Source organism: Brevundimonas sp. SGAir0440, assembly GCF_005484585.1.
Lineage (GTDB): Bacteria > Pseudomonadota > Alphaproteobacteria > Caulobacterales > Caulobacteraceae > Brevundimonas.
Window position 1 is genome coordinate 1,766,909 of record NZ_CP039435.1, and the last position, 26,014, is coordinate 1,792,922.

The 26,014-nt window shown below is 66.8% G+C and carries 26 protein-coding genes; 17 read left to right on the forward strand and 9 right to left on the reverse strand.

Annotation, left to right across the window (positions count from 1 at the left end):
- The first annotated feature begins 85 nt into the window (after positions 1-85).
- Complete coding sequence (locus E7T10_RS08680) at positions 86-661, forward strand: prephenate dehydratase domain-containing protein (RefSeq protein WP_137721488.1); 576 nt, start codon at positions 86-88, stop codon at positions 659-661.
- Between the two features lie 318 nt (positions 662-979).
- Positions 980-1,702, forward strand: a complete 723-nt coding sequence (locus E7T10_RS08685; RefSeq protein WP_231868790.1) for a chorismate mutase — start codon at positions 980-982, stop codon at positions 1,700-1,702.
- Between the two features lie 42 nt (positions 1,703-1,744).
- Here E7T10_RS08685 and panC read toward each other — a convergent pair whose 3' ends face one another.
- On the reverse strand, positions 1,745-2,617 hold the full coding sequence (gene panC / locus E7T10_RS08690; protein ID WP_137721489.1) for a pantoate--beta-alanine ligase: 873 nt from the start codon (positions 2,615-2,617) through the stop codon (positions 1,745-1,747).
- 75 nt (positions 2,618-2,692) lie between these two features.
- On the opposite strand from panC, the gene E7T10_RS08695 reads away from it, so the two are divergent.
- From E7T10_RS08695 to E7T10_RS08745, 11 genes are all read left to right on the forward strand, one after another.
- Positions 2,693-3,352 (forward strand): SPOR domain-containing protein, encoded by a 660-nt coding sequence (locus tag E7T10_RS08695; protein WP_137721490.1) that lies wholly within the window; start codon positions 2,693-2,695, stop codon positions 3,350-3,352.
- Positions 3,353-3,481: 129 nt separating this feature from the next.
- A complete protein-coding gene (locus E7T10_RS08700) occupies positions 3,482-4,318 on the forward strand; it encodes a division plane positioning ATPase MipZ (RefSeq protein WP_137721491.1) in 837 nt (278 codons plus the stop codon).
- A gap of 7 nt (positions 4,319-4,325) precedes the next feature.
- Positions 4,326-4,754: a molecular chaperone DnaJ gene (locus E7T10_RS08705; RefSeq protein WP_137721492.1), complete on the forward strand. Its 429-nt coding sequence runs from the start codon at positions 4,326-4,328 to the stop codon at positions 4,752-4,754.
- Between the two features lie 131 nt (positions 4,755-4,885).
- Complete coding sequence (gene fabD / locus E7T10_RS08710) at positions 4,886-5,842, forward strand: ACP S-malonyltransferase (RefSeq protein ID WP_137721493.1); 957 nt, start codon at positions 4,886-4,888, stop codon at positions 5,840-5,842.
- An 81-nt stretch (positions 5,843-5,923) separates the two neighbouring features.
- Positions 5,924-6,664: a 3-oxoacyl-[acyl-carrier-protein] reductase gene (gene fabG, locus E7T10_RS08715; RefSeq protein WP_055808649.1), complete on the forward strand. Its 741-nt coding sequence runs from the start codon at positions 5,924-5,926 to the stop codon at positions 6,662-6,664.
- Positions 6,665-6,835: 171 nt separating this feature from the next.
- Positions 6,836-7,075 (forward strand): acyl carrier protein, encoded by a 240-nt coding sequence (locus E7T10_RS08720; protein WP_008264317.1) that lies wholly within the window; start codon positions 6,836-6,838, stop codon positions 7,073-7,075.
- Positions 7,076-7,226: 151 nt separating this feature from the next.
- Entirely contained in the window at positions 7,227-8,498 is a 1,272-nt protein-coding gene (gene fabF, locus E7T10_RS08725; RefSeq protein ID WP_137721494.1) for a beta-ketoacyl-ACP synthase II, read from the forward strand.
- 1 nt (position 8,499) lies between these two features.
- On the forward strand, positions 8,500-9,660 hold the full coding sequence (gene mltG / locus E7T10_RS08730) for an endolytic transglycosylase MltG (RefSeq protein ID WP_137721495.1): 1,161 nt from the start codon (positions 8,500-8,502) through the stop codon (positions 9,658-9,660).
- Complete coding sequence (locus E7T10_RS08735) at positions 9,657-10,541, forward strand: YicC/YloC family endoribonuclease (protein WP_137721496.1); 885 nt, start codon at positions 9,657-9,659, stop codon at positions 10,539-10,541. The genes mltG and E7T10_RS08735 overlap by 4 nt, the downstream gene beginning before the upstream one ends.
- Entirely contained in the window at positions 10,531-11,172 is a 642-nt protein-coding gene (gene gmk / locus E7T10_RS08740; RefSeq protein ID WP_039247959.1) for a guanylate kinase, read from the forward strand. The genes E7T10_RS08735 and gmk overlap by 11 nt, the downstream gene beginning before the upstream one ends.
- Before the next feature lie 196 nt (positions 11,173-11,368).
- Positions 11,369-13,120 (forward strand): ATP-binding protein, encoded by a 1,752-nt coding sequence (locus E7T10_RS08745; RefSeq protein WP_137721497.1) that lies wholly within the window; start codon positions 11,369-11,371, stop codon positions 13,118-13,120.
- A gap of 11 nt (positions 13,121-13,131) precedes the next feature.
- Here the strand turns inward: E7T10_RS08745 and E7T10_RS08750 are convergent, their stop codons facing one another.
- The 7 genes from E7T10_RS08750 to E7T10_RS08780 form a co-directional block, all read right to left on the reverse strand.
- Entirely contained in the window at positions 13,132-14,256 is a 1,125-nt protein-coding gene (locus E7T10_RS08750; protein WP_137721498.1) for a pyridoxal phosphate-dependent aminotransferase, read from the reverse strand.
- Complete coding sequence (gene rsmA / locus E7T10_RS08755) at positions 14,253-15,062, reverse strand: 16S rRNA (adenine(1518)-N(6)/adenine(1519)-N(6))-dimethyltransferase RsmA (RefSeq protein ID WP_137721499.1); 810 nt, start codon at positions 15,060-15,062, stop codon at positions 14,253-14,255. Before rsmA ends, E7T10_RS08750 begins: the two co-directional genes overlap by 4 nt.
- Positions 15,063-15,070: 8 nt before the next feature.
- On the reverse strand, positions 15,071-16,075 hold the full coding sequence (pdxA, locus tag E7T10_RS08760; RefSeq protein ID WP_137721500.1) for a 4-hydroxythreonine-4-phosphate dehydrogenase PdxA: 1,005 nt from the start codon (positions 16,073-16,075) through the stop codon (positions 15,071-15,073).
- Positions 16,072-17,439: a peptidylprolyl isomerase gene (locus E7T10_RS08765; RefSeq protein ID WP_246845974.1), complete on the reverse strand. Its 1,368-nt coding sequence runs from the start codon at positions 17,437-17,439 to the stop codon at positions 16,072-16,074. Before E7T10_RS08765 ends, pdxA begins: the two co-directional genes overlap by 4 nt.
- 72 nt (positions 17,440-17,511) lie before the next feature.
- On the reverse strand, positions 17,512-19,950 hold the full coding sequence (locus E7T10_RS08770; RefSeq protein ID WP_137721501.1) for an LPS-assembly protein LptD: 2,439 nt from the start codon (positions 19,948-19,950) through the stop codon (positions 17,512-17,514).
- 33 nt (positions 19,951-19,983) lie between these two features.
- On the reverse strand, positions 19,984-21,120 hold the full coding sequence (gene lptG, locus E7T10_RS08775) for an LPS export ABC transporter permease LptG (RefSeq protein WP_137721502.1): 1,137 nt from the start codon (positions 21,118-21,120) through the stop codon (positions 19,984-19,986).
- Complete coding sequence (locus E7T10_RS08780) at positions 21,117-22,253, reverse strand: LptF/LptG family permease (protein ID WP_137721503.1); 1,137 nt, start codon at positions 22,251-22,253, stop codon at positions 21,117-21,119. Before E7T10_RS08780 ends, lptG begins: the two co-directional genes overlap by 4 nt.
- 143 nt (positions 22,254-22,396) lie before the next feature.
- Here E7T10_RS08780 and E7T10_RS08785 point away from each other — a divergent pair, with 143 nt between their 5' ends.
- The 4 genes from E7T10_RS08785 to E7T10_RS08800 all read left to right on the forward strand — a co-directional run bounded on the left by E7T10_RS08785 (position 22,397) and on the right by E7T10_RS08800 (position 24,984).
- Positions 22,397-23,872, forward strand: a complete 1,476-nt coding sequence (locus E7T10_RS08785; RefSeq protein ID WP_137721504.1) for a leucyl aminopeptidase — start codon at positions 22,397-22,399, stop codon at positions 23,870-23,872.
- Between the two features lie 21 nt (positions 23,873-23,893).
- Positions 23,894-24,352 (forward strand): DNA polymerase III subunit chi, encoded by a 459-nt coding sequence (locus tag E7T10_RS08790; RefSeq protein WP_137721505.1) that lies wholly within the window; start codon positions 23,894-23,896, stop codon positions 24,350-24,352.
- 101 nt (positions 24,353-24,453) lie between these two features.
- Entirely contained in the window at positions 24,454-24,666 is a 213-nt protein-coding gene (locus E7T10_RS08795; RefSeq protein ID WP_039247977.1) for a hypothetical protein, read from the forward strand.
- Positions 24,667-24,687: 21 nt separating this feature from the next.
- Complete coding sequence (locus E7T10_RS08800; protein WP_137721506.1) at positions 24,688-24,984, forward strand: hemolysin; 297 nt, start codon at positions 24,688-24,690, stop codon at positions 24,982-24,984.
- 3 nt (positions 24,985-24,987) lie between these two features.
- Here the strand turns inward: E7T10_RS08800 and E7T10_RS08805 are convergent, their stop codons facing one another.
- Entirely contained in the window at positions 24,988-25,914 is a 927-nt protein-coding gene (locus E7T10_RS08805) for a LysR family transcriptional regulator (protein WP_137721507.1), read from the reverse strand.
- Between the last annotated feature and the right edge of the window lie 100 nt (positions 25,915-26,014).

The following is a 26,014-nucleotide window of genomic DNA, read 5'->3' on the forward strand; positions in this document are numbered from 1 at the left end:
GTCAGCGCCCCAAATGCGGGCCGATCCGGTCATGGTGACGCCACCGAGGCAGCGCCAGATCGATCCGAGACCGAGGGAGTGATCGATGCAATCAGCGTCTCCAACTGAGGAGAAGCCCGGCCGGGTCGCCTATCAGGGCGCGCCCGGTTCGTTCAGCCATGAGGCCTGTCTGGCCCTGCGTCCGTGGGACGAGGCTGTGGCGTTCGAAACCTTCGACCAGGCCCTGGATGCGCTGCGCGCCGGCGACTGCGGTTGCGCCCTGATCCCTGTCGAGAACTCGACCATCGGCGTGGTCGAGCCGGCGGCGACGCTGGTCGGTGCGCTTGGCGTGGAGCCGGTCGCTCAGGTCTGGCGGCCGATCCGTCATGCGCTGATGGCGATCGACGGCGCGCGTCTGTCCGATATCCGAACCGTCGAGAGCCATCCCATCGCCCTGGCCCAGTGCAAGGAAACGCTGGCCGGTTTGAATGTCGAGGTGGTCGAGCATTTCGATACCGCAGGCGCGGCGCGCGATGTCGCCGAAGCGGGCGATCCGACACGGGCGGCCATCGCCCCGGTCGGCGCCGCCGAGGTGTACGGCCTGTCGATCCTGCGCAACGACTTGCAGGATTCCGGTGATAATCAGACGCGTTTTGTCCTGTTGAGCTTTCCAGAGGGTTGACGGCGCACGGTCTTTGCGTCCTTAAGACACCTACGGGTCGCAACACGATCCGCATAAACCGGAACCGGACCATGTCCCGCCTGCGCGCTCTCTCTGTTTCTTTCGACCGTTCGCGCGCGGTTTCCGGCCTCTATTTCGGCTACGGCTTTTACGGCTTTCGATACGCCGGCTGAGGCGTCGGGCGCACTCCGTCCCTGACTGCTTCACCGGCGACCGCTCTGGACCAGAGCGGCTGTTCGCTCCTGCACATATCGAATCCCAGAATGCCGAAAGCCCTTTTCCATGCCCCATTCCAATCTTCAGCAAGTCTGGCCTGACATGGCCGACCTGACCCCCGAACAGCAGGCGCTGGCCGCCCTGCGCGCCGAAATCGACGGCATCGACGACCAGATCCTGGCGCTGTTCGAGCAACGCCTGGCCATCGCCGCCACCGTCGGCCGGGCCAAGGACGCGCCCACCGGCCCGCACACCAAGCTGCGTCCCGATCGCGAGCAGACCGTCCTCTCGCGCATGCTGAAGCAGGCCAAGCCCGAGAACGCCGAGGCGGTCGAACATCTGTGGCGCGAGATTGTCGGCTGGGGCCTGGCGCGCCAGGGTCGGCTTCAGGTTCAGGTCTGGGCGCCCATCGAACCGACCCGCGCCTATGACGGCGCGCGCCTGCGTTTCGGGGCCGCCGCCGACATCAAGATGGTGCGCGATCCGCAAAAGGCCCTGGCTTTCGCCGCCGAGGGCCACGGGATCGCCGTGCTGGCGATCAACACAGAAGACGCCTGGTGGATGGGCCTGCGTCGCGAGTGGTCGATGCTGAGCGTGTTCGACGGCTACGGCGGCGAGACGCCGACGTCTCTGGCGGTGGGCAAGATCGATCCGCCGGCTCTGCCCAAGGGCCGGCGCGTGGTGGTCACTGCGGGTGGGGACGCCGGCGACGGCGGCGGCGCCCGCCGCTGGGGCCTGAACACGCATCACGGCTGGACCATCGCCCTGACCGACGCCGATCTGGCGCCGGGCGACGCAGAGGGCTGCGTCGGCGCGATCGGCTGATCGGACACGGCCGCATCCGGAGAACGGATGCGGCCCTTCTTTTCAGACCGCCATATTGTCGATCAGTCGCGTCTTGCCCAACCAGGCGGCGGCCAGGATTCGCGCGGGAGCGTCGACGATGTCGTTGCGGAACGGCGTCAGGTCCTCGGCGTGGCGAATGGCGACGTAATCGACCCGATCAAACCCAGCTTTCAGAAGGGCGGCATAGGCTTCACGCTCGACACCGGGCAGGGGGCGACCGCCTGAGGCATGGACGCCGGCCTCCGCCAGAATGCCGTTCAGCCGGCGCGCGGTCTCAAGCTCAGTCTCCGACAGATAGGCGTTGCGTGACGACAGGGCCAGGCCCCAACCGTCCCGCTCCGTCGGCGCACCGACGATCTCGACCGGCAGGTCCAGATCGCGCACGAACCGCCGTACGACCATCAACTGTTGATAGTCCTTCTCGCCAAAGACCGCGACATCAGGCTGCACCTGGTTGAACAGCTTGGTGACGACCAGGGCGACTCCGCCGAACATCTGCGGCCGGAAGTCGCCTTCTAGACCCAGCGCCGGGCCGGCGACGGCGACGGTTGTCGCAAAGCCTTCCGGGTACATGGCGTCGGCTGAGGGCGCGAACATCAGATGGCAGCCGGCGCCGGACAGCAGACGGGCGTCATCCTCCTGCTGGCGGGGATATTTGCCCAGATCCTCGTGCGCCGCGAACTGGGTCGGATTGACGAAGTTGGAGGCGACGACGCGGTCAGCGCGGCGCGCGGCCTCACGCACCAGGGTCAGGTGGCCTTCATGCAGGGCGCCCATGGTCGGAACCATGCCGACGCTCAGGCCTTGACGTTTCCAGTCCCGGACGATCGCCCGCAGATCGGCGACAGTGCGGACGACGGCCAAAGAAGGGAACGGGGGTGCGGCGTCTATCATGATGAAGCGATTAACCTTTCCGCTTAAGCCTGTTGATGCACCAGACCGCAAATTTTGGGCTCTAGGGTCGTGCTTATGACGCCCGCAGAAGCGACCCGTCCAGTTCTGATCGCCCTGGCCTTCGCCAGCAGCCTCGCCGTCGCCGGCTGCGGCGCGGTGGACAGCGATCCCCATCGATTCAGTACGATGGCCGAGAACGTCGCGGCGATCGACATTCCGCTCTCGGCGCGCGATCGCGAAACCCGGCATGACGTGGCTGAAAAGGCCGGACTGCGGCCCGTGCGCTTCACGCCGGTCAAGGTGGCGGTCATGGATCCTCACGCCATGTGGGACGCCCGAGACGTCCAGGCGGGCCTTCGCCCCGTCGGCGACGATGCAGGCCTGCGGGACGCAGTCGTTCGGGCTGCCTCGCCCGCGGTCGTCAAAGCCGTGGCGGATGAAGAGATCTCGCAGGTTCAGCCGCCCGTGTTGCGTCCCGCCCGCCTTACGGCGGCGCCGGAAACCGGGCGAACGATCCAACTGGGCGCCTATTCCAGTGCGGCCGGCGCGCGTCAGGCCTGGGATCGGGTCAAGGCCAAATCAGACCTGTCCGGACTGTCGCCGATCTACCAGGAGGTCGACGTGGGCGGCCGTCGGCTGACGCGGCTGAAGGTCGGGCCGGTCTCGACCGAAACCGCCGCTGCGGTCTGCCGCTCCGCCGCTGTCGGCGACGCCTGGTGCGCGCGCAACAGCTGACCGACCCCGGTTCGCCGTCCACAGGTCTGCGTTAAGGTTCCGTTGACGTTTGGCGCTTTCAGGCCGAGTCTCGCCGGACCTAGGACCGCAAAGTTTGAGTCGCGCGGTCGGCACAGAGGATTCCCGCGAATGACGCAGCCGCATGTGATCGTCCTCGGCAACGAAAAGGGCGGGGCGGGCAAGTCCACCCTGGCCATCCACATCGTCACCGGCCTGCTGCACGCCGGACGCTCGGTGGCGATCATCGATCTGGACCTGCGCCAGCGCTCGATGCAGCGCTTCTTCCAGAACCGCGCCGCCTGGCTGGCCGCGAACGGTCATGAGCTTCCCCAGCCCTTCGTGCCCGACATGGGCGACGGCAAGGCCTTGGCCAAGGCGGATGCGGCCGACCAGATCGCCACCTTCGAGCGCGCCTTCGAAGAGGCGGCGGCGCAGGGCGTCGATTGCATCCTGATCGACACCCCCGGCGGAGACACGGCCGTTTCAAGCGCCGCCCACGCCCGCGCCGATCAGATCGTGACGCCGATGAACGACAGCTTCGTCGATTTCGACCTGCTGGGCGATGTCGATCCGGTCACCCTGGAGCTGCTGAAACCCTCGATCTATTCCGAGAGCGTCTGGGAGGCGCGCAAGCAGCGCGCCATCGCCCAGGGGCGCCACGCGACGATCGACTGGCTGGTGGTCACCAATCGCCTCGCCGTCGCCGAGGCGCGCAACCGCAAACGCCTGGAAGAACGGATGACCAAGCTGGCCAAACGCGTCGGCTTCCGCGTCGGTCCCGGCCTGCGGGACCGGGTCATCTATCGCGAGCTGTTCCCCTTCGGCCTGACGGTGGCCGACTTGTCGAACGACATCCGGCCGGTCGCGGTGTCCCTGGCCCACGTCGCTGCGCGCCAGGAGATGCGCAATCTGATGATGGCCATGGGTCTGGAGCAGGTCCTCAGCCCTTTGGACGTCGCGGCCTGATCGCCTGATGGGTTTGATCTGGCTGGCCTTGGCGGCGATCGCCGTCTGGGCGCTGGTGCGGCTGGGGCGACAGACCGAGCGACGCGGACGCGCTCACTGGCGCGTGACGGCGACCCTGCTGGGCGCAGTTCTGCTGGCCGGCGGCGCGCTTGCGGCGTTTCGTGGGGCGTGGCTGGCGGCGGCGGCGTTGGCCGGGGCAGGGCTCTATCTGGCCTGGTCGTCCCGGCAGCGACCGATCATCCGATCCGAACCCGTCAGCGAGGCTGACGCACGCGCCGTGCTGGGTGTCGGACCAGCCGCGACTGAGGCCGAAATCCGTTCGGCATGGAAACGCGCCATGGCCCGCGCCCATCCCGATCAGGGCGGCACGGAAGGGCTGGCGACGCGCGTCAACGCCGCGCGCGATCGACTGCTCGCAAAATACCGGCGCCGCTAGGCGCTCTCAGGGCGGCATCCCTGCGGTCTTGGAAATGGTCCGATGCAAAAGCACCCACCACCTCCGCTTGCCCTCGGGTAAGTCTGGGCTTACGGGTCCGCGCTCTTGATCAATGATTCAGGGAGCGGTCGATGACCCTCGCACTTCTGTTTCCGGGACAGGGCAGCCAGGCCGTCGGCATGGGCGCGCAACTGGCCGACGCCTTCCAATCCGCCCGCGACGTCTTCGCGGAGGTGGACGAGGCGCTGGGCCAGAAGCTGTCGGTGCTGATGCGCGAAGGCCCCGAGGACCAGCTGACCCTGACCGAGAACGCCCAGCCCGCGCTGATGGCGGTGTCCGTGGCGGCGATCCGGGCGTTGAAGGCCGAGTTCGGCTTTGACGTGGCGAGTGCGGCCTATGTGGCCGGTCACTCGCTGGGCGAATATTCGGCGCTGGCGGCGGCGGGCGCAATCTCGCTGTCGGATACCGCGCGACTGCTGAAGCTGCGCGGCCAAGCGATGCAGCGCGCCGTGCCGGTGGGGCAGGGCGCGATGGCCTCGCTGATCGGACCTAAGACCGATCTCGCGCTGGCGGAAGCGGCGGCGGCGGCCGGGTCGGAGGTCGGCGTTTGCGTGGTCGCCAATGACAACAACAACGGCAACATCGTCATCTCGGGCGAGAAGGCCGCTGTGGACCGAGCCATCGAGAAGGCTAAGGAACTGGGCGCGCGGGCGATCCCGCTGAACGTCTCGGCGCCCTTCCACTGTCCGCTGATGCAGCCGGCCGCCGACGAGATGGCCGCCGCCCTGGCCGAGGCGAAGATCGTCGCGCCGGTCGTGCCCGTCGTCGCCAACGTCCTGGCGCGGCCCGAGAACGATCCGGAAGTCATCCGCCGCCTGCTTGTCGAGCAGGTCACCGGCCGGGTACGTTGGCGCGAGAGTATGGAGTGGATGGCGACCGAAGGCGGCGTGACCCGCTTCGTCGAGATCGGCTCGGGCAAAGTGCTCACCGGCATGGCCAAGCGGATCGCACCGGACGCCGAGGCCCTGCCGCTGAACACGCCGGAAGAGCTGGAAGCCTTCGCGACGGGAGTGGCGAGTGGTGAGTGACGAGTGGCGAGCTGTTCGCCTCGCCTCGTTGCTTTTCCTCGCTCCTCGACACTAATCACTCGCCACTTCGGAGAGACATAAATGTTCAATCTTGCAGGCAAGACCGCGCTGGTGACCGGCGCGACGGGCGGGATCGGCGGGGCGGTCGCGCGGGCGCTGCACGCCCAGGGCGCGACCGTGGTGCTGTCGGGCACGCGCGAGGCGGTGCTGGCGGATCTGGCCAAGGAACTGGGTGAGCGGGCGCATTTCGCCACGGCGAACCTGTCGGATCCTGAGTCGGTCGACAATCTGGTCAACGCAGCCGAAACGGCGGCGGGCTCAGCCCTGGACATCCTGGTGGCCAACGCCGGCATCACCAAGGACGGTCTGCTGATGCGGATGAAGGACGAGGACTTCCAGTCCGTCCTGACCGTCAATCTGGAAAGCTATTTCCGCCTGACCCGCGCGGCGGTGAAGGGAATGATGAAGCGTCGTTCGGGGCGAATCATCGGCGTCACCTCGGTCGTCGGCGTGACTGGCAACCCGGGCCAGACCAACTATTCCGCGTCCAAGGCCGGGATGATCGGCTTTTCGAAGTCGCTGGCGCAGGAGGTCGGTTCGCGCGGCATCACCGTCAACTGCATCGCGCCGGGCTTCATCGCCTCGCCGATGACCGATGTGCTGAACGATCAGCAGCGCGAGACCATTCTGGGCCGGATTCCGGCGGGCCGTCTGGGTTCGGGCGACGAGATCGCCGCCGCCGCCGTCTATCTGTCGTCCGACGAAGCCGCCTATGTGACGGGCCAGACCCTGCACGTGAACGGCGGCATGGCGATGATCTGATCGTCATCACGTCACGCAACAGACTATTTCCTGCCCGAAAGGCTGTGCTAAAGGGCAGGGATGCATTGTCGATCACAGCCTTCGGGCTTGCGTCGCCAACGCTGCCGTGAGACGGCGATTTCTGAGCCACCCCCGCCTCTACGGCGATTTCAAACAGGCAGAGAGACACTCATGTCCGACACCCTCGAGCGCGTTCGCAAGATCGTCATCGACCATCTGGACGCCGATCCGGACAAGGTCACCGAAAAGGCCAGCTTCATCGACGACCTGGGCGCCGACTCGCTCGACAACGTCGAGCTGGTGATGGCCTTCGAAGAAGAATTCGACATCGAGATCCCGGATGACGCCGCCGAGCACATCCAGACGGTCGGCGATGCGGTCAAGTTCATCGACGAAAAGTCGGCCGGCTGATCTCAGTCGCCGATATCGGCCGAACAGGCTGACGGTTCACAGGGCCGCCCGGCGCTCCTAGCGGAGACGCCCGGCGGCCTTTACTGTTTCTGACCCGCGCGAATCCGCGATGATTCCGAAGGGTCGGGCTGGAGATAAGGGAGCACGCACCATGCGCCGCGTCGTCGTTACGGGCATCGGTCTGCTGACCCCCCTGGGTTGGGGCGTCGAGAAGAGCTGGAAAGGCATTGTCGAGGGACGGTCGGGCATCGGTCCGATCACGGCCTTCGACACCGAGGGCTATGGCTGCACCATCGCCGGTGAAGTGCCGAGCGTGGATGGACGCGGCGGCGGCGGCGAAGGCGACTTCGACCCCGACAAGATCATGTCCGCCAAGGACAGGAAGCGCGTCGACGACTTCATCCTGTACGCCATCGCGGCGGCGGACGAGGCTCTGGCGGATGCGAACTGGAAGCCCGAGACGAACGAGGACAAGGAGCGCACCGGCGTGATGGTCGGCTCCGGCATCGGCGGCCTGGGGCCCATAGCCGACACGGCGATCGTGCTGAAGGAACAGGGCGTGCGTCGCGTCAGCCCCTTCTTCATCCCCAGCGCCCTGATCAACCTCGCCGGCGGCCAGATCTCTATTCGCCACGGCCTGAAGGGGCCGAACCATGCGGCGGTGACCGCCTGCGCCACCGGCGCCCACGCCATCGGCGATGCGGCGCGGATGATCGCGCTGGACGACGCGGACGTGATGGTGGCGGGCGGGGCCGAAAGCTCGATCGTGCCGATCGGCATCGCGGGCTTTCTGGCCTGCAAGGCCCTGTGCACCGCCTATAATGACACGCCCGAGAAGGCGTCGCGTCCCTATGACCGTGGCCATGCGGGCTTCGTCATGGGCGAAGGCGCCGGCATCCTGGTGCTGGAAGAATATGAACATGCCAAGGCGCGCGGGGCCAGAATCTATGCCGAGGTCGTGGGCTACGGCATGAGCGGCGACGCCTATCACATCACCGCCCCTTCCGAGGACGGCGAAGGCGGGGTGCGGGCCATGAAGGCGGCGCTGAAGCGGGCCGGTCTGCAGCCGTCGGACCTGGACTACGTCAACGCCCACGGCACCTCGACCATGGCCGACTGGATCGAGTTGAAGGGGATCGAGGGGCTGGTCGGCGATCATGCGCAAAACCTGACCGTCTCCTCGACCAAGTCGATGACGGGACACCTGCTGGGTGCGGCGGGCGCCATCGAGGCGGCCTTCTGCGTGCTGGCGATCCGCGATCAGATCGCGCCGCCGACCATCAATCTGGACGACCCCGAGATGGAGACGCCTATCGACCTGGTCCCCAACACCGCCAAGCCGATGAAGATCGATGTGGCCATGTCCAACAGCTTCGGCTTCGGGGGCACCAACGCCTCGGTGATCTTCAAGAAGGTCGACTGAGATGTTCGGGCGCGGGCGGGTCGAGAAATCCAGCGGGCGGTCGGGCTTTACGGTCTCGCTGCTGACCGCGTCTGCGACCTTCGGCCTGTTCCTGCTGGTGGCGCTGATCGCCGTCTGGGCGGTCTATTATGCGCCGGGGCCGACCGCGCGGCAGGGCCAGACGACGGTCGTCACCCTGCCCAGCGGGTCCGGCGTCTCGGCCATCGCGGCGCGGATGAAGGCGGCGGGCGTGATCCGTTCGACGGACCTGTTCCGTGCGGCGGCCACCTTGACCGGCGCGGATCGTCGGCTGCGGGCCGGCGAATACGAGGTGCCGTCCGGTACGTCCCTGGCCGGGGTGCTGAACCTGCTGGTCGAGGGGCGGGTGGTACGCCATTTCGTGACCCTGCCGGAGGGTTGGTCGTCGTTGCAGGCGGTGGACATCCTGAACAAGGAGGCCGTGCTGACCGGGATGGTCGCCGAGACGCCCGAGGAAGGCAGCCTTTGGCCCGACACCTATGAGGTTTCGCGCGGCGACACCCGCCAGTCGGTGATCGACCGGATGCAGCGCGCGGCGACCGAGAATCTGCGTCTGCTGTGGAGCCAGAGGTCGCCCGCGACCGTGGCGCGTACGCCGGAAGAGGCGGTGATCCTGGCCTCCATCGTGGAGAAGGAAACGGCGCTGGCGGCGGAGCGGCCCCGCGTGGCGGCGGTGTTCTCCAATCGTCTGCGGGCCGGGATGCGGCTGGAGAGCGATCCGACCATCGTCTACGGCGTGACCAAAGGGCGCCCGCTGGGGCGGGGCATCCGGCGCTCGGAGCTGCTGGCCCCGACGCCTTGGAACACCTACCAGATCAACGGGCTGCCGCCGACGCCGATCGCCAATCCGGGCAAGGAGGCGGTCAAGGCGGTGTTGAACCCGCCGGCCGATCCGGCCCTGTTCTTCGTGGCCGATGGGTCCGGCGGACACGCCTTCGCCCTGACCTATGACGAGCATCTGCAAAACGTCGCGCGGTGGCGTCAGATCGAGCGCCAGAAGGCGGGCCTGCCGCCGGAAGCGACGCCGCCCGCCACGCCGGGAACCAGTGCGGCGCCGATGACGAGCGAGCCGGCCGCCGCGTCGGTCGAGAACGGTCAGGCGACGATCACCCTTCCGGCCGGCGCGACGCAGGGGGCCCGATGAGCCCCCTATCTGGCATGACCGGCTTCGGCCGGGCCGACGGGGCCGGCGAAGGCTGGACATGGTCGGTCGAGGCGCGCTCGGTCAACGGGCGCAATCTGGAGGTCCGGTTTCGGGGGCCGAACGGTTTCGACGGGCTGGAGCGCGCGGCCAAGGCGGCCGGCCAGGCGCGGTTCGCGCGGGGCCAGGTCACCATCGGCGTTCAGGCCAAGCGAGCCGAAGCCGGCGAGGCGGCGGTCACGATCAACGCCGCCGTGCTGGCGCGCTATCTGACGCTGGCGAACGAACTGGCCGAAGACGGCGCAACGCCGCCGTCCGCCGACGGCCTTCTGGCCCTGCGCGGCGTGATCGAGGCGCCCGAAGAGGCGGACGATCCCGAGGCGCGGGCGGCGGTCGAGGCGGCGATGACCCGCACCGTCGAAGAGGCGCTGGATGCGCTGAAGGCGTCACGTCAGAACGAGGGCGCGCAACTGACGCCGGTGCTTGACGAATTCATCGCTCGGATCGAGGCGCTGGTCGCCCAGGCGGAAGGCGAGGCGGCAGCGCAGGTCGAGGCTATTCGTGATCGCTTCACCCGCCGAATCTCCGAACTGGCGCCCGATGCGCCGGGGCTTGAGGACCGAATCTTCCTGGAAGCGGCCGCTCTGGCGACCAAGGCGGACGTGCGCGAGGAACTGGATCGGTTGACCGCCCATGTCGCTTCGGCGCGCCAGCTTGTGGCCGCGGCGCCCGCCGGGCGGAAACTCGACTTTCTGATGCAAGAATTCATGCGTGAGGCCAACACGCTGTGCTCGAAATCCGCTACGACCGCGCTCACCGGAATCGGCCTGGAGCTCAAGGCCGTCATCGAACAGTTGCGTGAGCAGGTCCAGAATGTCGAATGAACGCAGCCCCCGCCGGGGCGTCCTCCTGATCGTCGCCAGTCCCTCGGGCGCCGGCAAGACCTCGCTGTGCCGCCGGTTGATGGCCGATCACGGCGGGCTGGAGCTGTCCGTCTCCATGACCACGCGCGGCATCCGGCCTGGCGAGGTGCATGGGCGCGACTACAACTTCGTCGGCCATGACGAGTTTCAGCGCCTGATCGACGAGGACGCCTTCCTGGAATGGGCGGACGTTCACGGCAATCGCTACGGCAGCCCGCGCGGGCCCGTGGATAAGGCGCTGGCCGAGGGACGCGACGTGCTGTTCGACATCGACTGGCAAGGCGCGCGTGATGTCGCCGAGAAATGCCCGGAGGACGCCGTGCGCGTCTTCATCCTGCCGCCCAGCCTGGAAGAGCTGCGTCGTCGTCTCGTTACTCGCTCACAGGACGCCGACGACGTGATCGAGCGCCGCGTGGCCAACGCCAAGGGCGAGATCGAACACTGCGACGCCTTCGACTATGTGCTGGTGAACGAAGACTTCGATCGATCCTACGCCGAACTGGCCCACATCTATCACGCCGAGCGTTCGCGCCGGTTCAGGAACCTGTGGGTCGGCGACTACAAGGCCGCCCTGCTGAACGAAGCCGTCTGAAAAAAACAGCGCCACAGGCCGTGGGGACCTGCGGCGCTGTGGGGTACTCAACGCTACGCTACTGACGCTGTTTTGCGGCCCAGAAGATTTCGGACGGTAAACGCGGCCATAGGGAATGTTCCGTAGCGCCTCGATATCGCAGGTTTACGACCTGTTCGCCCTCTTGACCTAACGTCAGGCGGTGAACGGGGGTATCATGGGTTTTCTTCATTCGATCGCGCCTCTTTTGGCCAGCAGCGCCAGGGAGAGGGTCAAGCAGGTCCCCGTCAGGCTTTTGCTGGCCGCCCTGGTCGGTTGGGCGATGACCGAAGCCGGAATGCTGCAATGGGTCCCGCTGTGGCTGGCGGTCGCGGTTGTGGTTCAGGCATTCGAACTGTGGGCCATGACGCCGTTCAGACGCGCCGAGCCGTCACAAAGGCCGCTGTCCGTGTTTGTGGCCCTGGCGTCCACCACCGTGATGGCGACGACCTATGCCGTCATGGCCTTGGTGATCTGGTCCACCAATCACCCGGCGCTTGTGACGCTCGCCGCCCTGACGATGGCAGGCGGTCTGTTGACCAATGTCGCGTCCGGCATCGCTTCACGAACGATTTTCTTCATCGGCGGCAGCCCTTATCTGGCGGCGCTGGCCTTGATGCCGGCGATCAAGGTGATCCAGGGCGACACCCGCGGGGTCGTGGTCATGACCCTGTCCGCCGTTCTGTTCGTCGGCATGGTGCTCAACATCTACTGGCGGGTGCACGGATCACGTGAAGCCGAGGTAAAATCCCGGGCGGAGGCGGAAACGCGGCTGGAACAGGCGCAGGCGGCCATGGCCGACCGCGCGGCGATGGCGGCGATCGTCAGCCACGAACTGCGCACGCCCGTCAGCGCCATCTTGGCCGGCGCCCATGTCATTCGTGACGGCGAGTCGCCCGAACACCGCGAGGAGACGGCCGACCTGATCATCGACGCCGGACGATTGATGACCGGCATGCTGAACGACCTGCTGGACCATTCGAAGATGGAAGCGGGCGCGATGACGATGGAAAGCCGCGATTTCGAGCTGGGCGATCTGATGCGCGACACGGTGCGGTTCTGGACCGCGCCGGCGGCGGACAAGGGACTGACGCTGGACATGTCGGGCGTGGACAGCGAGGCGGTGTGGCTGCGAGGGGATCCCTATCGTCTGCGCCAGATCATCAACAACCTGGTATCCAATGCGATCAAGTTCACATCGACAGGCGCGATCCGCCTCGAAGCCTCGGCGCCGCGTGTCGATGGAAAACATTGTCTGACCCTCACCGTCACTGACCAGGGGGCCGGCATCGCGCCGGAGGCGATGAGTCGGCTGTTCACACCCTTCGCCCAAGGGTCCGCCGAGGTCGCGCGCACCTACGGCGGGACAGGCCTGGGCCTGACCGTCAGTCGGGAACTGGCGCGGTTGATGGGCGGCGACCTGACGGTCGAGAGCACGCCGGGGCAGGGCGCCGCCTTTACCCTTTGCGTCGATCTGCCGGCGGGTCAGCCGACGCAGGCTTTGGACGGGCAGGAAATGGCGGCGCCCGTTCTGGCCCGGCGGCTTCGCGTCCTGGCCGTGGACGATCATGAGATCAATCGCCGCACGATCTCGCTTGTGCTTCAGCCTTTGGATGTCGATCTGACCACGGCCTCGGACGGCCATCTGGCGCTGGCGCTGTTGTCGGAGAAGGCGTTCGACGTGGTGCTGATGGATGTGAATATGCCCGGCATCGACGGCAACGAGACGACACGGCGCTTGCGCGCATCGGACGGGCCCAACGCCGCCGCCCCGGTGATCGGCTTCAGCGCCGGCACGGAAGCCGAACAGGTGCAGGCCTGCTATGCGGCCGGCATGACGGACTGGTTGGCCAAGCCGCTGGAGCCGAAGAAGCTCTACGACGCCTTGCACCGGGCGACATCGGCCGCGGCACAGGCAAAGGCGGCTTAAGCCAAGGCAACTTATCCGAGAGCTGCGAACCAAGGCTGCAGACGGCTCAAGGCGTTCTCGATTTCGGGCGTCGAGACGGCGAAGCTGAAGCGGATGAAGTGGTGGCCTTCGACAGGATCAAAGTCGACGCCGGGCGCGGTGGCGACGCCGGTGTCGCGCAGCAATTGCTCGCAGAAGGCCACGCTGTCGTTCGTCAGATGGCCGATGTCCGCCCAGATGTAGAAGGCGCCGTCGGGCGGCGCGATCTTGCGCAGACCGAGCGCGGGCAGAGCGTCCAGCATCAGCTGGCGGTTGCGCGCGTAGGTCTGGATATGGCCTTTCAGCTCATCGATCGCGTCCATGGCCACCAGCCCGGCATGCTGGCTGAGGCTGGGCGGAGTCAGGAACATGTTGCCGATATAGGCGCGGGCGGCGTCGATGCGCGTTTCCGGAACCAGCAGCCAGCCGAGGCGCCAGCCCGCCATGCTCCAGTATTTGGAGAAGCTGTTGATGACCACGGCGTCGGGCGCAAACTGCAGCATCGAGGGCGTTGGGCCGACGTAGCTGAGGCCGTGGTAGATCTCGTCCGAGACGATGGCGATGTTGCGTGTGCGGCAGACCTCGGCGATGGCGGCCAGTTCCGCATCGGGGATGATGGTGCCGGTCGGATTGGCGGGGCTGGCGATGATGACGCCGGCAGGGGCGGGATCCAGCGCCTGCAGTTGGGCGGCGGTGAGCTGGAACCGGGTGTCGGGACCGCAGGCGATCTCCACCGGCTCAAGATGAAGGGCGCGCAGCGTGTTGCGATAGGCGACGTAACCGGGCCGGGCCAGGGCGATCCGGTCGCCGGGTTTGAACTGGGTGCTGAGCGCCAGAACTAGGGCCGGGGAAGCGCCGCAGGTCAGCAGGATGCGGTTGGGATCGACAGCGACGCCGTACCGCTCGTCGTACAGGCGCGCGATACGGCCGCGTAGATCGGGACTTTCCCAATAGCCCATGGCGTCGGCGTCCAGCACCTGATGCGCTCGCGCGATGGCGGCGGCAGGCGCCCCGGTCGAGGGCTGGCCGAACTCCATATGGATGATCGAACGGCCTTCGCTCTTGAGCTGATGCGCCAGGCGGCTGACGGAGATGGCGCGGAACGGTTCGACGGTCATTGAAGAGCATCCGCCAGTCGCAGGAAGCCCGCGACATCGATGGTTTCGGCGCGGGCGTCGGGCTCAATGCCGGCGGCCTCGCACAGGGCGGCGCCGCCCAGCTGTTTCAGACTGGACCGCAGCATTTTGCGGCGCTGGCCGAAGGCGGCGGCGGTGACGCGTTCCAGCTTCTTCAGGCGTTCCGGCGACGGGCGCTCATCCAGCGGAACCAGATGGACGACGGCCGAGGCCACCTTGGGCGGCGGGGTGAAGGCGGCGGCGGGCAGATGCATGACGATGCGGGCGGTGCAGACGGCCTGGGCGATGACCGCCAGACGGCCGTACGCGTCCTCGCCTGGGCCTGCGGCGACGCGCTCGGCGACCTCCTTTTGGAACATGAGCGTCAGGCTGTGGGGCAGCCATGAGCCGGTCAGCCATTTGATCAGCAGGGCGGTGCCGACGTTATAGGGCAGGTTGGACACCAGATGGGTCGGGCCGGAGACCAGATCGGCCTCCTTCACCTTCAGCGCATCGGCTTCCACGAGGGTCAGACGGCCGGAGCCGTCGTCCAGTTCGGTCAGCAAGGGAATGAAGCGCGGATCCTTTTCCACCAGGACCACGGCGCCGGCGTCTGATTCCAGCAGGGCGCGCGTCAGGCCGCCGGGGCCGGGGCCGACCTCGATCACCGCGCGACCGTCGAACGGACCGGCCAGACGCACGATCTTGCGGGTGACGTTCAGGTCCAGCAGGAAATGCTGGCCGAAGCTCTTCTTGGCCGAAAGGCCGTGGGCGTCGAGGGTTTCGCGGAGAGAGGGAAGGTCGGTCACACGCCCTGTTAGCGCGCGGCGCGGGCCTCCGCCATCTCCGATGCCAGGCGAATGGCGGCGATCAGGCTGTCTGCACGCGCGACGTCCTTGCCGGCGATGTCAAAGCCGGTCCCGTGATCAGGCGAGGTGCGGATGATGGGCAGGCCCAGGGAGACATTGACCCCGCCCCAGAAGTCTAGCGTCTTGACCGGGATCAGGGCCTGGTCGTGATACATGCAGATGGCGGCGTCATAAGTCGCGCGCGCCTCGTCATGGAACAGGGTGTCGGCGGGTCGGGGGTCGGTGATGTCGATGCCCTCGGCGCGAAGCTGTTCGGCGATGGGGATCAGGATGTCGCGTTCCTGCAGACCAAGGGCGCCGCCTTCGCCCGCGTGGGGATTGAGGGCCGCCATGGCCAGTCGCGGGCGAGCGATGGCGAAGTCGCGTTTCAAACTTTCGTGGACGACGCGGGCGGTGCGGGCGACGCGCTCGGCCGTGACCAGTTCCGGCACCTGGTCCAGGGCGACGTGAATGGTGACGAGGCAGGCGCGCAGGTCTTGGGCCGTCAGCATCATCACGGGCCCGCGCGTACCGGCGTATGGCGCATCGGCCGTCAGTTCGGCGATGAACTCGGTATGGCCGGGAAAGCGAAAGCCCGAGGCGTACATCGGCGCCTTGGCGATCGGGGCGGTGACGACGCCGGACGCCTCGCCGGACAGGGCGAAGCTTACCGCCTCCTCGATGCCGTCCGCGACGGCCGAGGCATTGGCCGGATCGGGCGACCCGACCAGGACCGGCGCGGGGAGGGGGCGATGGATGATCGGGAGGGCGGATCCGAACAGGCCGCCGGCCTCGCCGGGAACCCCAATCTCGGCCACGGGAACACCCTGCGTCCGCATCAGCGCCGCGTCGCCGATGACGGCGAAGGCCGTCTGGTCGGCACGCAACGCTTTCCAGGCGGCGGCCACGATCTCCGGCCCGACGCCGGCGGGTTCGCCCAGCGTCAAAACCAGAGGCGCGACCGCTGGGGTCATTTGAACTCGATCAGGGCGTCGCTGCGCAGGTCGCGCAGATAGCGGCGCTCCAGCACGGCCAGGTTCTGGGCGCGCAGACGGTTTTCGACCTGCTGACGGTTGGGCGCTTCCGGCCCGCCGACCCGACGACCGCAGACGGCGACCAGGTGCAGGCCCAGCGGGGTGCGGATCGGCGTCGAGACCGAACCGATTTCTCCCGTGCGCGCGAACTGCTGGAACTGGGGCGCCAGGTTGGCGACGTCAGATTCACCGAGATCGGCGCCCAGGACGCCCTGCGTCGCGCGGGCTTGGGAGATGATGTTGTCGCAGGTCAGGCCATTGCGGAGACCTTCCAGCTTGGCGGTCGCGGCCGCGACATCGGCTTCCGATGCGGTTTCTGGCAGTTCGACCATGACCTGCTTCAGCGATACCAGGCTGGTGGAGGCGCCGTCACGCTTGTCGCGGAGGTAGAGGATATAGACGCCGCCATCGACGACGATGGGGTTCGACAGCTGGCCCGGCTGGAGCTGTTCCAACACCGACTGCACAGCCGGCTGAAGCGAATCCTTGACCACCCAGCCTGCATCGCCCGGCACGCGGGCGCTGGCCGAGGGGGCGGCGGAGAACTGCTGCGCGACGGCCTGGAACGGCGCGCCCTGGATGATCTGCTGCACCAGCTGGCGGGCGCCGTTCAGGGCGGCCTGGGGGCCGCCGACGCGCGCGGCGTCGATGTAGATTTCCCCGAGCAGGAACTGGGGCTTGGAGGCCGCCTCGTTCAGACGACGGACTTCCTGATCGACCTGAAGAGTGCTGGCGCGGGCGCGGCTGTTGAAGCGACCCGGGATCAGCTGGCTCCAGCCGATCTGGGTGCGTAGGTTGTCGCGGAAGGCGGCGGGCTGGATGCCGCCCTGTTGCAGAAACTGCACATAGGCCTGCGGCGTCGTGCCAGCGGCGCGGGCCATTTCGGCGATCTCGCCGTCGACTTCCTCGTCCGTGACCTTCAGGCTCTCGAACTTGGCCATCTCCTGATCCTTGAGGCGATCCTCGATTAGGGCATTCAGGGCGGCCTGCTGAATGGCGGGCAGGTTTTGCTCGGTCGGCTGAACCTGGGACGAGGCGATAAGCATCAGCATGCGCTGACGCAGATCAAAGCCGGTGATGATCTTGTCATTGACCGTGGCGACGATGCCGTCGGCCATTTCGAACTGAGGGGCGGGCCGCGCCGTCGTCGGGGCTTCCTCCGCCGCAGGATTGGGCGCGCCGGCCGCAGGACCTTGCGCGGCCGTGGGGGTCTGTGCCGGAGCGGGCGCCGTCTGGGCATAGGCCGAACCGGCGAGGAGGACTGCCGCGAGCGCAGCCCCCGTCGAATAACGCATCAAACCCATTGGTCGTCCTGATTCCTCACAGCGGTCCGCCAGCCAGGCCGGCAGGCGGTCGCGCCCCGTAAAGCGTCATGCTCAACGCATATCGCCCTGTCCATAACCTGAACCTCCGAAAGTGGCGAGGTTTAGGCGCACATAGATGCCTTCCGACGGGCCGCCGGGCCGGGCGCGGGTGTTGTCGCGCCGATAGCCCAGTTCGAACCGCAGGCAGTCGTCGTCGAACAGCACGCCGACTTCGGATCGCGTAATCTCATTCTGGTCCAGATCGGCGATGCCGGCGACGGTGAAGCCCCAGTTCTGGAAGACGAACTGCTGGCCGGCCAGCTGGACGAACTCGTAGTTGCGGTTCAACGGCCCGTCGACGGGATTGGACTGATCCAGAATGTAGCTGACGGTGGCCAGGTTGCGGCGCCCCCAGCGGCCGTCCAGCGCCGCTTCGGCGCGGCGTACCTCGCCAGAACCATCCACCGTGGCGTGGAACCAGCTGCGGATGCGATCCGACGGCGAGAAGTCGCCCTGGACCACCCAGTCGGAGGTCTCGGAGGCCAGACCCGTGGGGTCATAGAGACGCGCGGGATCGTCGGGAATCGATGTCTTAAAGTCGTCCTGCTGGTCGAAACGATAGCTGCGTCCCACGAACAAGCTGGCCTTGCGACCTTCAGCCCAGCGGATCGTGGCGCGACCGCCCGCCGTCACGCGCGCGCCGCCTTCCAGCAGATCGTAGCCGGAGAAGCGATCCATGCGAAACAGCGACGACTCGTCCAGTTCCAGCACCTGGGAGTCCTCGATGGGGATGCGGCGATCCAGGCTGACCTTGTTGGAGACCGAGACCTGACCCACCGGCTCCAGGATGATGTCGGCGTCTGCGATGCGCTTGATCAACGGATAGGTGACGTCCACGCCCGCGCTGAACCTGGACCGACTGACCGTTTCGTCGCTGTCGACGCCCATCATCGGCGGCAGGTCGGACATGGAATAGAGATCGACCCGCGTGTCGACGAACGGTTCCACGCGAACCCCGACCGGCAGGATGATCGCCCGTCGCCATTCCACCTGGCCCGTGATGCGGCGGCTGTCCACGCCGGCCAGACCTGTCGTGACGGGGGGGACGATCTCCGGGTTCAGGATCGGTGCGCCGACGAAAGCGTCGCGATAAAGAGACACGGCCGAGCCCTTCAGGCGCAGCCGGCCGCCGAAGACGAGCTCACGCGGTTCCCAGCGGGCGTCGATCAGCGGAGCGACCAAAGGCAGGGTGTCGTCGTCCTCGAACACCTTGAAGCCGTTGGCGTCGCGGAAGTCCGTCGCGGCGAAGGCCGGGTTCAGGCGCAGGCTCTGGATCGAGAAGGCTGCGACCGAAACATAGGACCGATCGGTCTGATGTTCGGCGTAGATCTGGCTGATCAGACGACGGCGGTCGCCGTAGTAGAGGCCGTTGTCCTGATATGGAGAGCGCACGTCATAGCGGTCGAACAGCGTCTTGTCCGAGGTGCGCTCGGCCGTGAAGCCGAACCGCCATGGGCCATCCGGATCGAACTCGCCGTGCGACAACAGATAGCTGCGGTGTTCGCGATCGCCGAACTTGACGTTGTTGTCGAAGTCGCCGTCGCCGTTCAGATCGAAGTCGCCGAACTCGCGCTCGTAGGTATAGCCGCCGCGCGCCACGATCATGCCGTTGGCGAACCGTCGGCGCCATTGCAGGTTCAGCAGCGGGGCGACCCTGGTGTTGATCTGCGGGCTGATCAGCCAGTCCTCGGACGGCGATACGACGTGCAGATAGGGAACCTCGACGGAGACGCCGCGACCCTCGTCATAGTTGACGATGGGCACCAGGAAGCCCGAGGCCCGCTCCACCGAGGGATCGGGGTGGGCGAAGAAGGGCGTGTAGAAGACGGGCACCGGCCCGATGTAGAAGACGGCGTTGCGGTACAGGATCGCCCGCAACTGCTCGTCCTGCGTCACCTTTTCCGCCTGGATCGAGATCGTCGGCGTCTTGGGACCGCCGTCGTCGCAGATCGGGCAGGGGGTGAAGCGGGCGTAGTTCAGCTCGCTGACATTCTCGCTTCGACGCACAGCCGTTGCGGCCATCAGACTGGCGCCGTTGGCCAGACGCGTGGCGAAATCCACGGCGACGCCGGTCTCCAGGTTTTCATCCAGCTCGAGACGGCTGGCGTAGACCACGGTGCCGTCTGGCGCGATGGCCTCCACGCGGCCTTCGGCCGTCGCCGAACCGGCGTTCAGATCATAGGACAGGTTCTCGCCGCGCAGCATATGGCCGCGCGTGCGGACATAGGCGCGGTTCTCGGGCGTGCCGCTGACGATGATGTTGTCGCCTTCGCGGCGTGCATTGTCGGCATCGACAAAGACCGCTTCGGGCGGCAGGCCGTCGGAAGGCGCGGCAGCGGCTGGCGGGGTCGTTTGCGCCCATGCGGGCGTCGCCAAGGGCGCGCAGGCGACCAGGGCCGCACCGGCGAGAAGCCTTGCTTTGAAAGCGTCGAAGCGCCGATCACCCTGCATAGGCCATCCGTAGTCTGAGAAGCGAGCGCCCGATTAGCCGTCTTCGGTATAGAACAGCAAGGTCAAGGCTGCGAGCGCCGTAAGAACAGGCGGCAGCCAGGCGGCGACGAAGGGCGCCACGACCTCGGCCGATCCCATCGCCGACGAGAACTGGTTCAGGAAGAAGAAGGCGAAGCCCAGCACCACGGCCGCCACGCTCATGCGCGCAAGATCGCCCAAACGCATCAGCCGCAGCGAGAAGGCGGCGGCCAGGATGGACATGGCGGCAAACACCAGCGGCGTGGCCAGAAGTTGCTGGAAGCGCAGGCGATAGGCGGTGGAGGTGAAGCCCGCGTTCTCGATTCGGCTGATCTGGTTCGGCAGCGACCAGAAGGGCGTGGCCTGCGGTCGGGCGAAACGATCGAAGGCCTCGTCGTCCGCCAGGCTGGAGACCAGGGTCAGGCTGGAATAGGTGACGGCGCGCTGGCCGATCTGGGCGCCGACCGCATCGGTCAGGCGCCAGCTGCCAGCGTTCAGAGAGGCCGACTTGGCGTCGATCCGCTCGGAGAAGGTGCGGCCGCCGCCGGGCGCGGTCGTATAGATGAAGAAGCTGACGTTCAGCAGTCGGGCGTTGGCGCGGTCCTGCTGGCCGGCGCGGATGATCATCTGGCGCTGATCGTCGCCCTCGCGCAGCCAGATCGCCTCCTTGGGATCGCCGCCGGGCGCCGTGCCGGAAATCCGTGCGCGCTCGCGTTGCCACAGACCGTCGCCCGCCGAGGCCATCGGACCCAAGACCGTGACGGTCAGCACACCCAGCACAAAGGCCATGCCGGCCGCCGGCAGGACAAACCGCCAGGCGGAAACGCCCGCCGCGCGCATGGCGATCAGTTCGCTGCGGCGGTTCAGGCTGATGAAGGCCGACAGGGTGCCGAACAGGAAGACGAACGGCATCAACTGCACGATGACCGACGGCGACTTCAGCAGCACAAGGCCGAAAATGCGCACAGCCGACAAATCCTGGGCTGAGCCGACGCCGCGCGAGACCTCGACAAAGTCGATCAGCATAACGAGGGCCGAGATCACGGCCAGGGCCACGCCCAGCGACTTCAGCTGCTGGACCAGCACATAGCGTTCGATGCCGCCGAGACGGGGGATGTGCGGCGAGCGGCGGGCGGCGGCGACGGCGGTCATGCGAACTTGGCCTTCAGATCGCGCAGCGCAGCGTTTGTTCGGCTGCGACGCGGCTTCAGCGCGCGGAACAGAACCCGCAGGGCGACGACGATAGCCACGATCGGCACGACGTACTGGAGCACGTTCATCCAGCCGTTCCAGGCGCTGGCGGCGACAAGGCCGTAGCCAACGACGCGCAGGACCAGAAACAGGCCCGCCGCCTTGGCGATGCGCAAGGTATAGCCGGTGCGGCTGAAGGCGCCGCCCAGGATGGCCGAAAGCGCCAGGGCCATGGCGACCATGGCGTAGAGCGGCGAGGCCAGCCGCGAATGCGCCTCCGCCAGCAGCTCGCCGCGCGAGCCGGCGACCTCAAGCACCTTGGCCGTCGGGTTCAGCAGCTGGCGCAGATAGAGGTCGGTCGGCTTGTAGCGAATGGTGTCGGTCACCCCGACGAAGGGCGCGAGAGAGAAATCGTATCGCCCGAAAGACAGCGTCTCCAGCACGCCGCCCGACGAGTAGCGTTGGGCCGAGCCGTCGATCATGGTCAGGATCGGAATGCCGCCGGCGTCGCGGCTGAAGCGCGCCTCCGACGCGTTCCACGTCGTGACCTTGTCCTTGTCGTCCAGATAGACGAACAGGTTCTTCAGCAGTCCGTTCTGCTCGATCTGTTGCACATAGACGGTCAGGCCGTCAGGCCCCTGAACGAACTGGCCCTCCTCGACCAGAAGCGCGGCGAGGTCGGTGCGGATGTCGAACGCCTGACGCCGCGCCTCCTGCTGCGCCCAGGGCAGAATGAAGACATTGACCAGCAGAGTGACCAGGGCGACCAGCACGGCGATACGGGCGGCCGGCGATATGACCTGCCATCGGGTCATGCCGCCCGCGAAGGCCGCCGTCAGCTCCTGCTCGCGTTGCAGACGGGTCAGGGCGATCAGTGCGCCGACAAAAAGGCCGATCGGCAGAATCACCGACAGCAGTTGCGGCAGGGCGAGCAGGGTCAGCTTGACCATGATCCACACGCTCTGACCCCGCTCCACGATGACCTGGAGTTGGTCGAGGCTCTGGCTCAGAATCCCGATTCCCGCCAGCGCTGCGCAAGCGGCGATCACAGGGAACAGGATCTGGCGAAAAAGGTATCTTTGAATCAGGGTCATGGGCGGATGGACTTCGCCCGGTTGCAGGCGGCGACATTGAGGCGCATCTAGTAGCACATCAGGGCGCGTCCGCGACAAGCAGACGCGCCGTTGTCATTTTGCTGTTTGCAGACGCCGGGTGGGGCCTGGCTGGAGTTGATTGAATGAAGATCGAATTCGTCGCCGCCGTGGACGCCGCCGAAATCCTGGCCGTACCGGTTTTTGAAGATCGCACCTTCACCGCCGCCGGGACCGCGCTGGACGGCAAGGCCAACGGCGCCCTGACCAAGGCGGCGGGCAAGGGTCGTTTCACGGGCAAGGCCGGCCAGAGCCTGAGCATCGCCGCGCCGTCGGGTGTCGAGGCGGACGCCGTGCTGCTGGTCGGCGTGGGCGCACAGGACAAGCTGGACGATCTGGCTGTCGAGGCCTTCGGCGGCAACGCCTATGCGGCGGTCAAGCTGTCGGGCGCCGAGGTGCTGACGATCGACGCTTCGGACCTGTCGCCCGAGCAGGCCGCCCGCGTCGGTTTCGCCGCGCGTCTGGCCGCCTATCGCTTCGACAAATATCGCACGACGCAAAAGGCCGACAAGATTCCGTCGATCACCACCATCCGCGTGGTCACAACCGACCTGCGGGGCGCGGAAGCCGCGCTGGAACCGCTGTCGGCCGTCGCCGACGGCGTGATCTTTGCGCGCGATCTGGTGTCCGAACCCGCCAACGTCCTGTATCCGGCCGAGTTCGCCAAGCGGGTGAAGGCGCTGGAGAGCCTGGGCCTTGAAGTCGAAATCCTCGGCGAGGCCGAGATGGAGAAGCTGGGCATGCGCACCCTGTTGGGCGTGGGCCAGGGCAGCCGTCGCGAAAGCCAGCTGGCGATCATGAAGTGGAACGGCGGCGAAGCCGGCGCTCAGCCCCTGGCCTTCGTCGGCAAGGGCGTCTGCTTCGACACCGGCGGCATCTCGATCAAGCCGGCCGAAGGCATGGAAGACATGAAGTGGGACATGGGCGGCGCCGCCGCCGTGACCGGAACCATGATCGCCCTGGCCAGCCGCAAGGCCAAGGCCAATGTCATCGGCGTTCTGGGCCTGGTCGAGAACATGCCGGACGGCAACGCCCAGCGTCCGGGCGATGTGGTCGTGTCCATGTCGGGTCAGACGGTGGAGGTCATCAACACCGACGCCGAAGGTCGCCTCGTTCTGGCCGACGCCCTCTGGTACACCCAGGAGCGTTTCAAGCCGAAGTTCATGATCGACCTGGCCACCCTGACGGGGGCCATGATCGTCGCCCTGGGTCTGGATTACGCCGGCGTCTTCTCGAACTCCGACGATGTCGCCGATCCGATCCTGGCGGCGGCCAAGAAGGTCGGCGAGAACTTCTGGCGAATGCCGATCCCGGCCATCTACGAGCAGCACATCGATTCCAAGATCGCCGATGTGAAGAACACCGGCAACGGCCGCGCCGGCGGCTCAATCACCGCCGCCCTGTTCCTGCAACGCTTCACCAACGGCGTGCCGTGGGCGCACCTGGACATCGCGCCGACGGCCTGGGCCAACAAGAGCCCCAGCCCCACCGTGCCGGAAGGCGGCGTCGGCTTCGCCGTGCGCACGCTGGACCGGATGGTCGCGGATTCCTACGAAGGCTGATCGGCCGGGAGGTAGAGCCGGGTGAGCGACAAGCCCGAAATCTGGTTCTATCACCTGGAGCGTTCATCGCTGGATCAGGTGCTGCCGACCCTGCTCGAAAAGACGATCGAGCGGGGCTGGCGGGCCATGATCAAGTCATCGCATTCGCATCGACTGGACGAGGTCGACGAGACGCTGTGGACGTTTCGCGATGACAGCTTCCTGCCGCACGGCCGGGCCGATCAGCCTTATCCCGAACGGCAGCCTGTGCTGTTGAGCGAGACGGGCGAGAACCTGAATGGCGCTCAGGCGCTGTTCATAGTCGACGACGCAGAACTGGGCGGGACGGAAGGGTTCGAACGATGCTTCATTATTTTCGACGGTCGCGACGAGCCGGCTTTGCAACACGCGCGGGGACGTTGGAAGGCGCTGAAGGGGCAGGGGGCGAACCTGGCCTACTGGCGTCAAACGGACGAAGGGCGCTGGGAAAAGGCGGCCTGATCGCACTGGTTCTGCTGGCTGGCTGTTCGACGCCGGTCTCCGAGGCGCCCGCGCCGCGCGCGGTCGAGCAGGCGCAGTTGAACCCACCCGTCGGCAGCCGGATGCCGACCGCCCAAACCGAGGACGTCTGCAAGGCCGGCGAGATGCAATATCTGGTCGGCAAGTCCCGGACCGAAATCCCGGTGCCGGTGGATGTCGTCAATCGGCGCGTGACCTGCACCACCTGCCCGGTAACGCAGGACTTCTCCGCCTATCGTCTGAACATCTTCTACAACGAACAGACCGGCATCATCGAACAGGTCCGCTGCGGCTGACCCCGACGCAAGGAGACGACCATGAAGATCATCGTGAGCACCCTTTTGGCCGCCGGCGCCTTGGCCATGTCGGCCTGCGCGCCGGTCCAGACCGCCGAGCCTTCGCCCGGATCGGACACCGCCTTCAAGGCGTGCAAGGTTTCGGATTATCAGAGCTATGTGGGACGCAACCGTTCGGCCATCCCGACCGCGCCCGCCGGCCAGAGCTTCCGCGTGCTGTGCACCACATGCGCCGCGACCATGGACTATCGCGAGAACCGGGTGAACTTCGTCTATGACGAGGCGACGAACATCGTGCGCGAAGTGAAGTGCGGCTGAGTTTTAGCGCCCCACCGTATCGCCCGGCCACAGCGGTCCGCTGAATTTCGCCGCCAGATAGTCCATGAAGGCTGTGACCCTGGCCGGACGCGGTCCGCCGCTGGGCGCCACCAGATGCAGGGCGATGGGCGGCAGCCGCCAGTCGGTCATCACCGTCTCGAGATGGCCGTCGGCGACGTCCTTCCAGTAGATGAAGTCCGGCTGGGGAAAGAGCCCCAGACCCGCGCACAAAGATGCTGTCAGGGCGTCGGAGTTGTTGGCCCGCAGCGGCCCGCGCGGATGCACGACCACTTCTTCACCCGCCGCATTGCTGAACCGCCATGTGTCGGGGCTGGGCATGTAGGCGTAGCCGAGGCAGGCGTGACGGGCCAGATCGTCGGGATGAGTGGGGCGACCCCGCTGATCCAGATACGAGGGCGAGGCCACCAGGGCGCGGGCCACAGGCCGCAGCTTGCGCGCCGTCAACGAGGAATCGGCCAGGGCGGCGATCCTCAGCGCGCAATCGAAGCCGCCGCCGACCAGATCGATCACCTCGTCCGACAGATGCAAATCGATCGATACGTCGGGATGGGTGGCTAGGAACTCGGGCAGGGCCGGGGCCACATAGGCCATGCCGAACGACATCGGCGCCGCTAGTCGCACCAGGCCGCGCGGCGTGACTGACATATCCAGCGCCTCCGACACCGCGCCCTCGGCCTCGGCCAGCATGTGGGCGGCGCGGGCGGCCAGAGTGCGCCCTGCATCGGTCAGGGCGAAGCGCCGCGAGGTGCGGTGGAGCAGGGTGGTCTTCAACTGCTGTTCGAGACGCGTGACCGCCTTGGACACGGTCGCCTTGGACAGGCCCAGCGTTTCGGCTGCGCCGGAAAAGGACTGGCTGTCGGCGACCTTGGCGAAGATGGCCAGGGCCTCCAGATCGGGCAGGCGGGACATGGGCGGCCTTGCGTCCTGAAACGATGAGTTTCGGTTGTTTCTATTTCTGATCGGTCGCCGATCTCTATCTTGGCGTCAAGCAAAGGCGTCGGACGGTTCC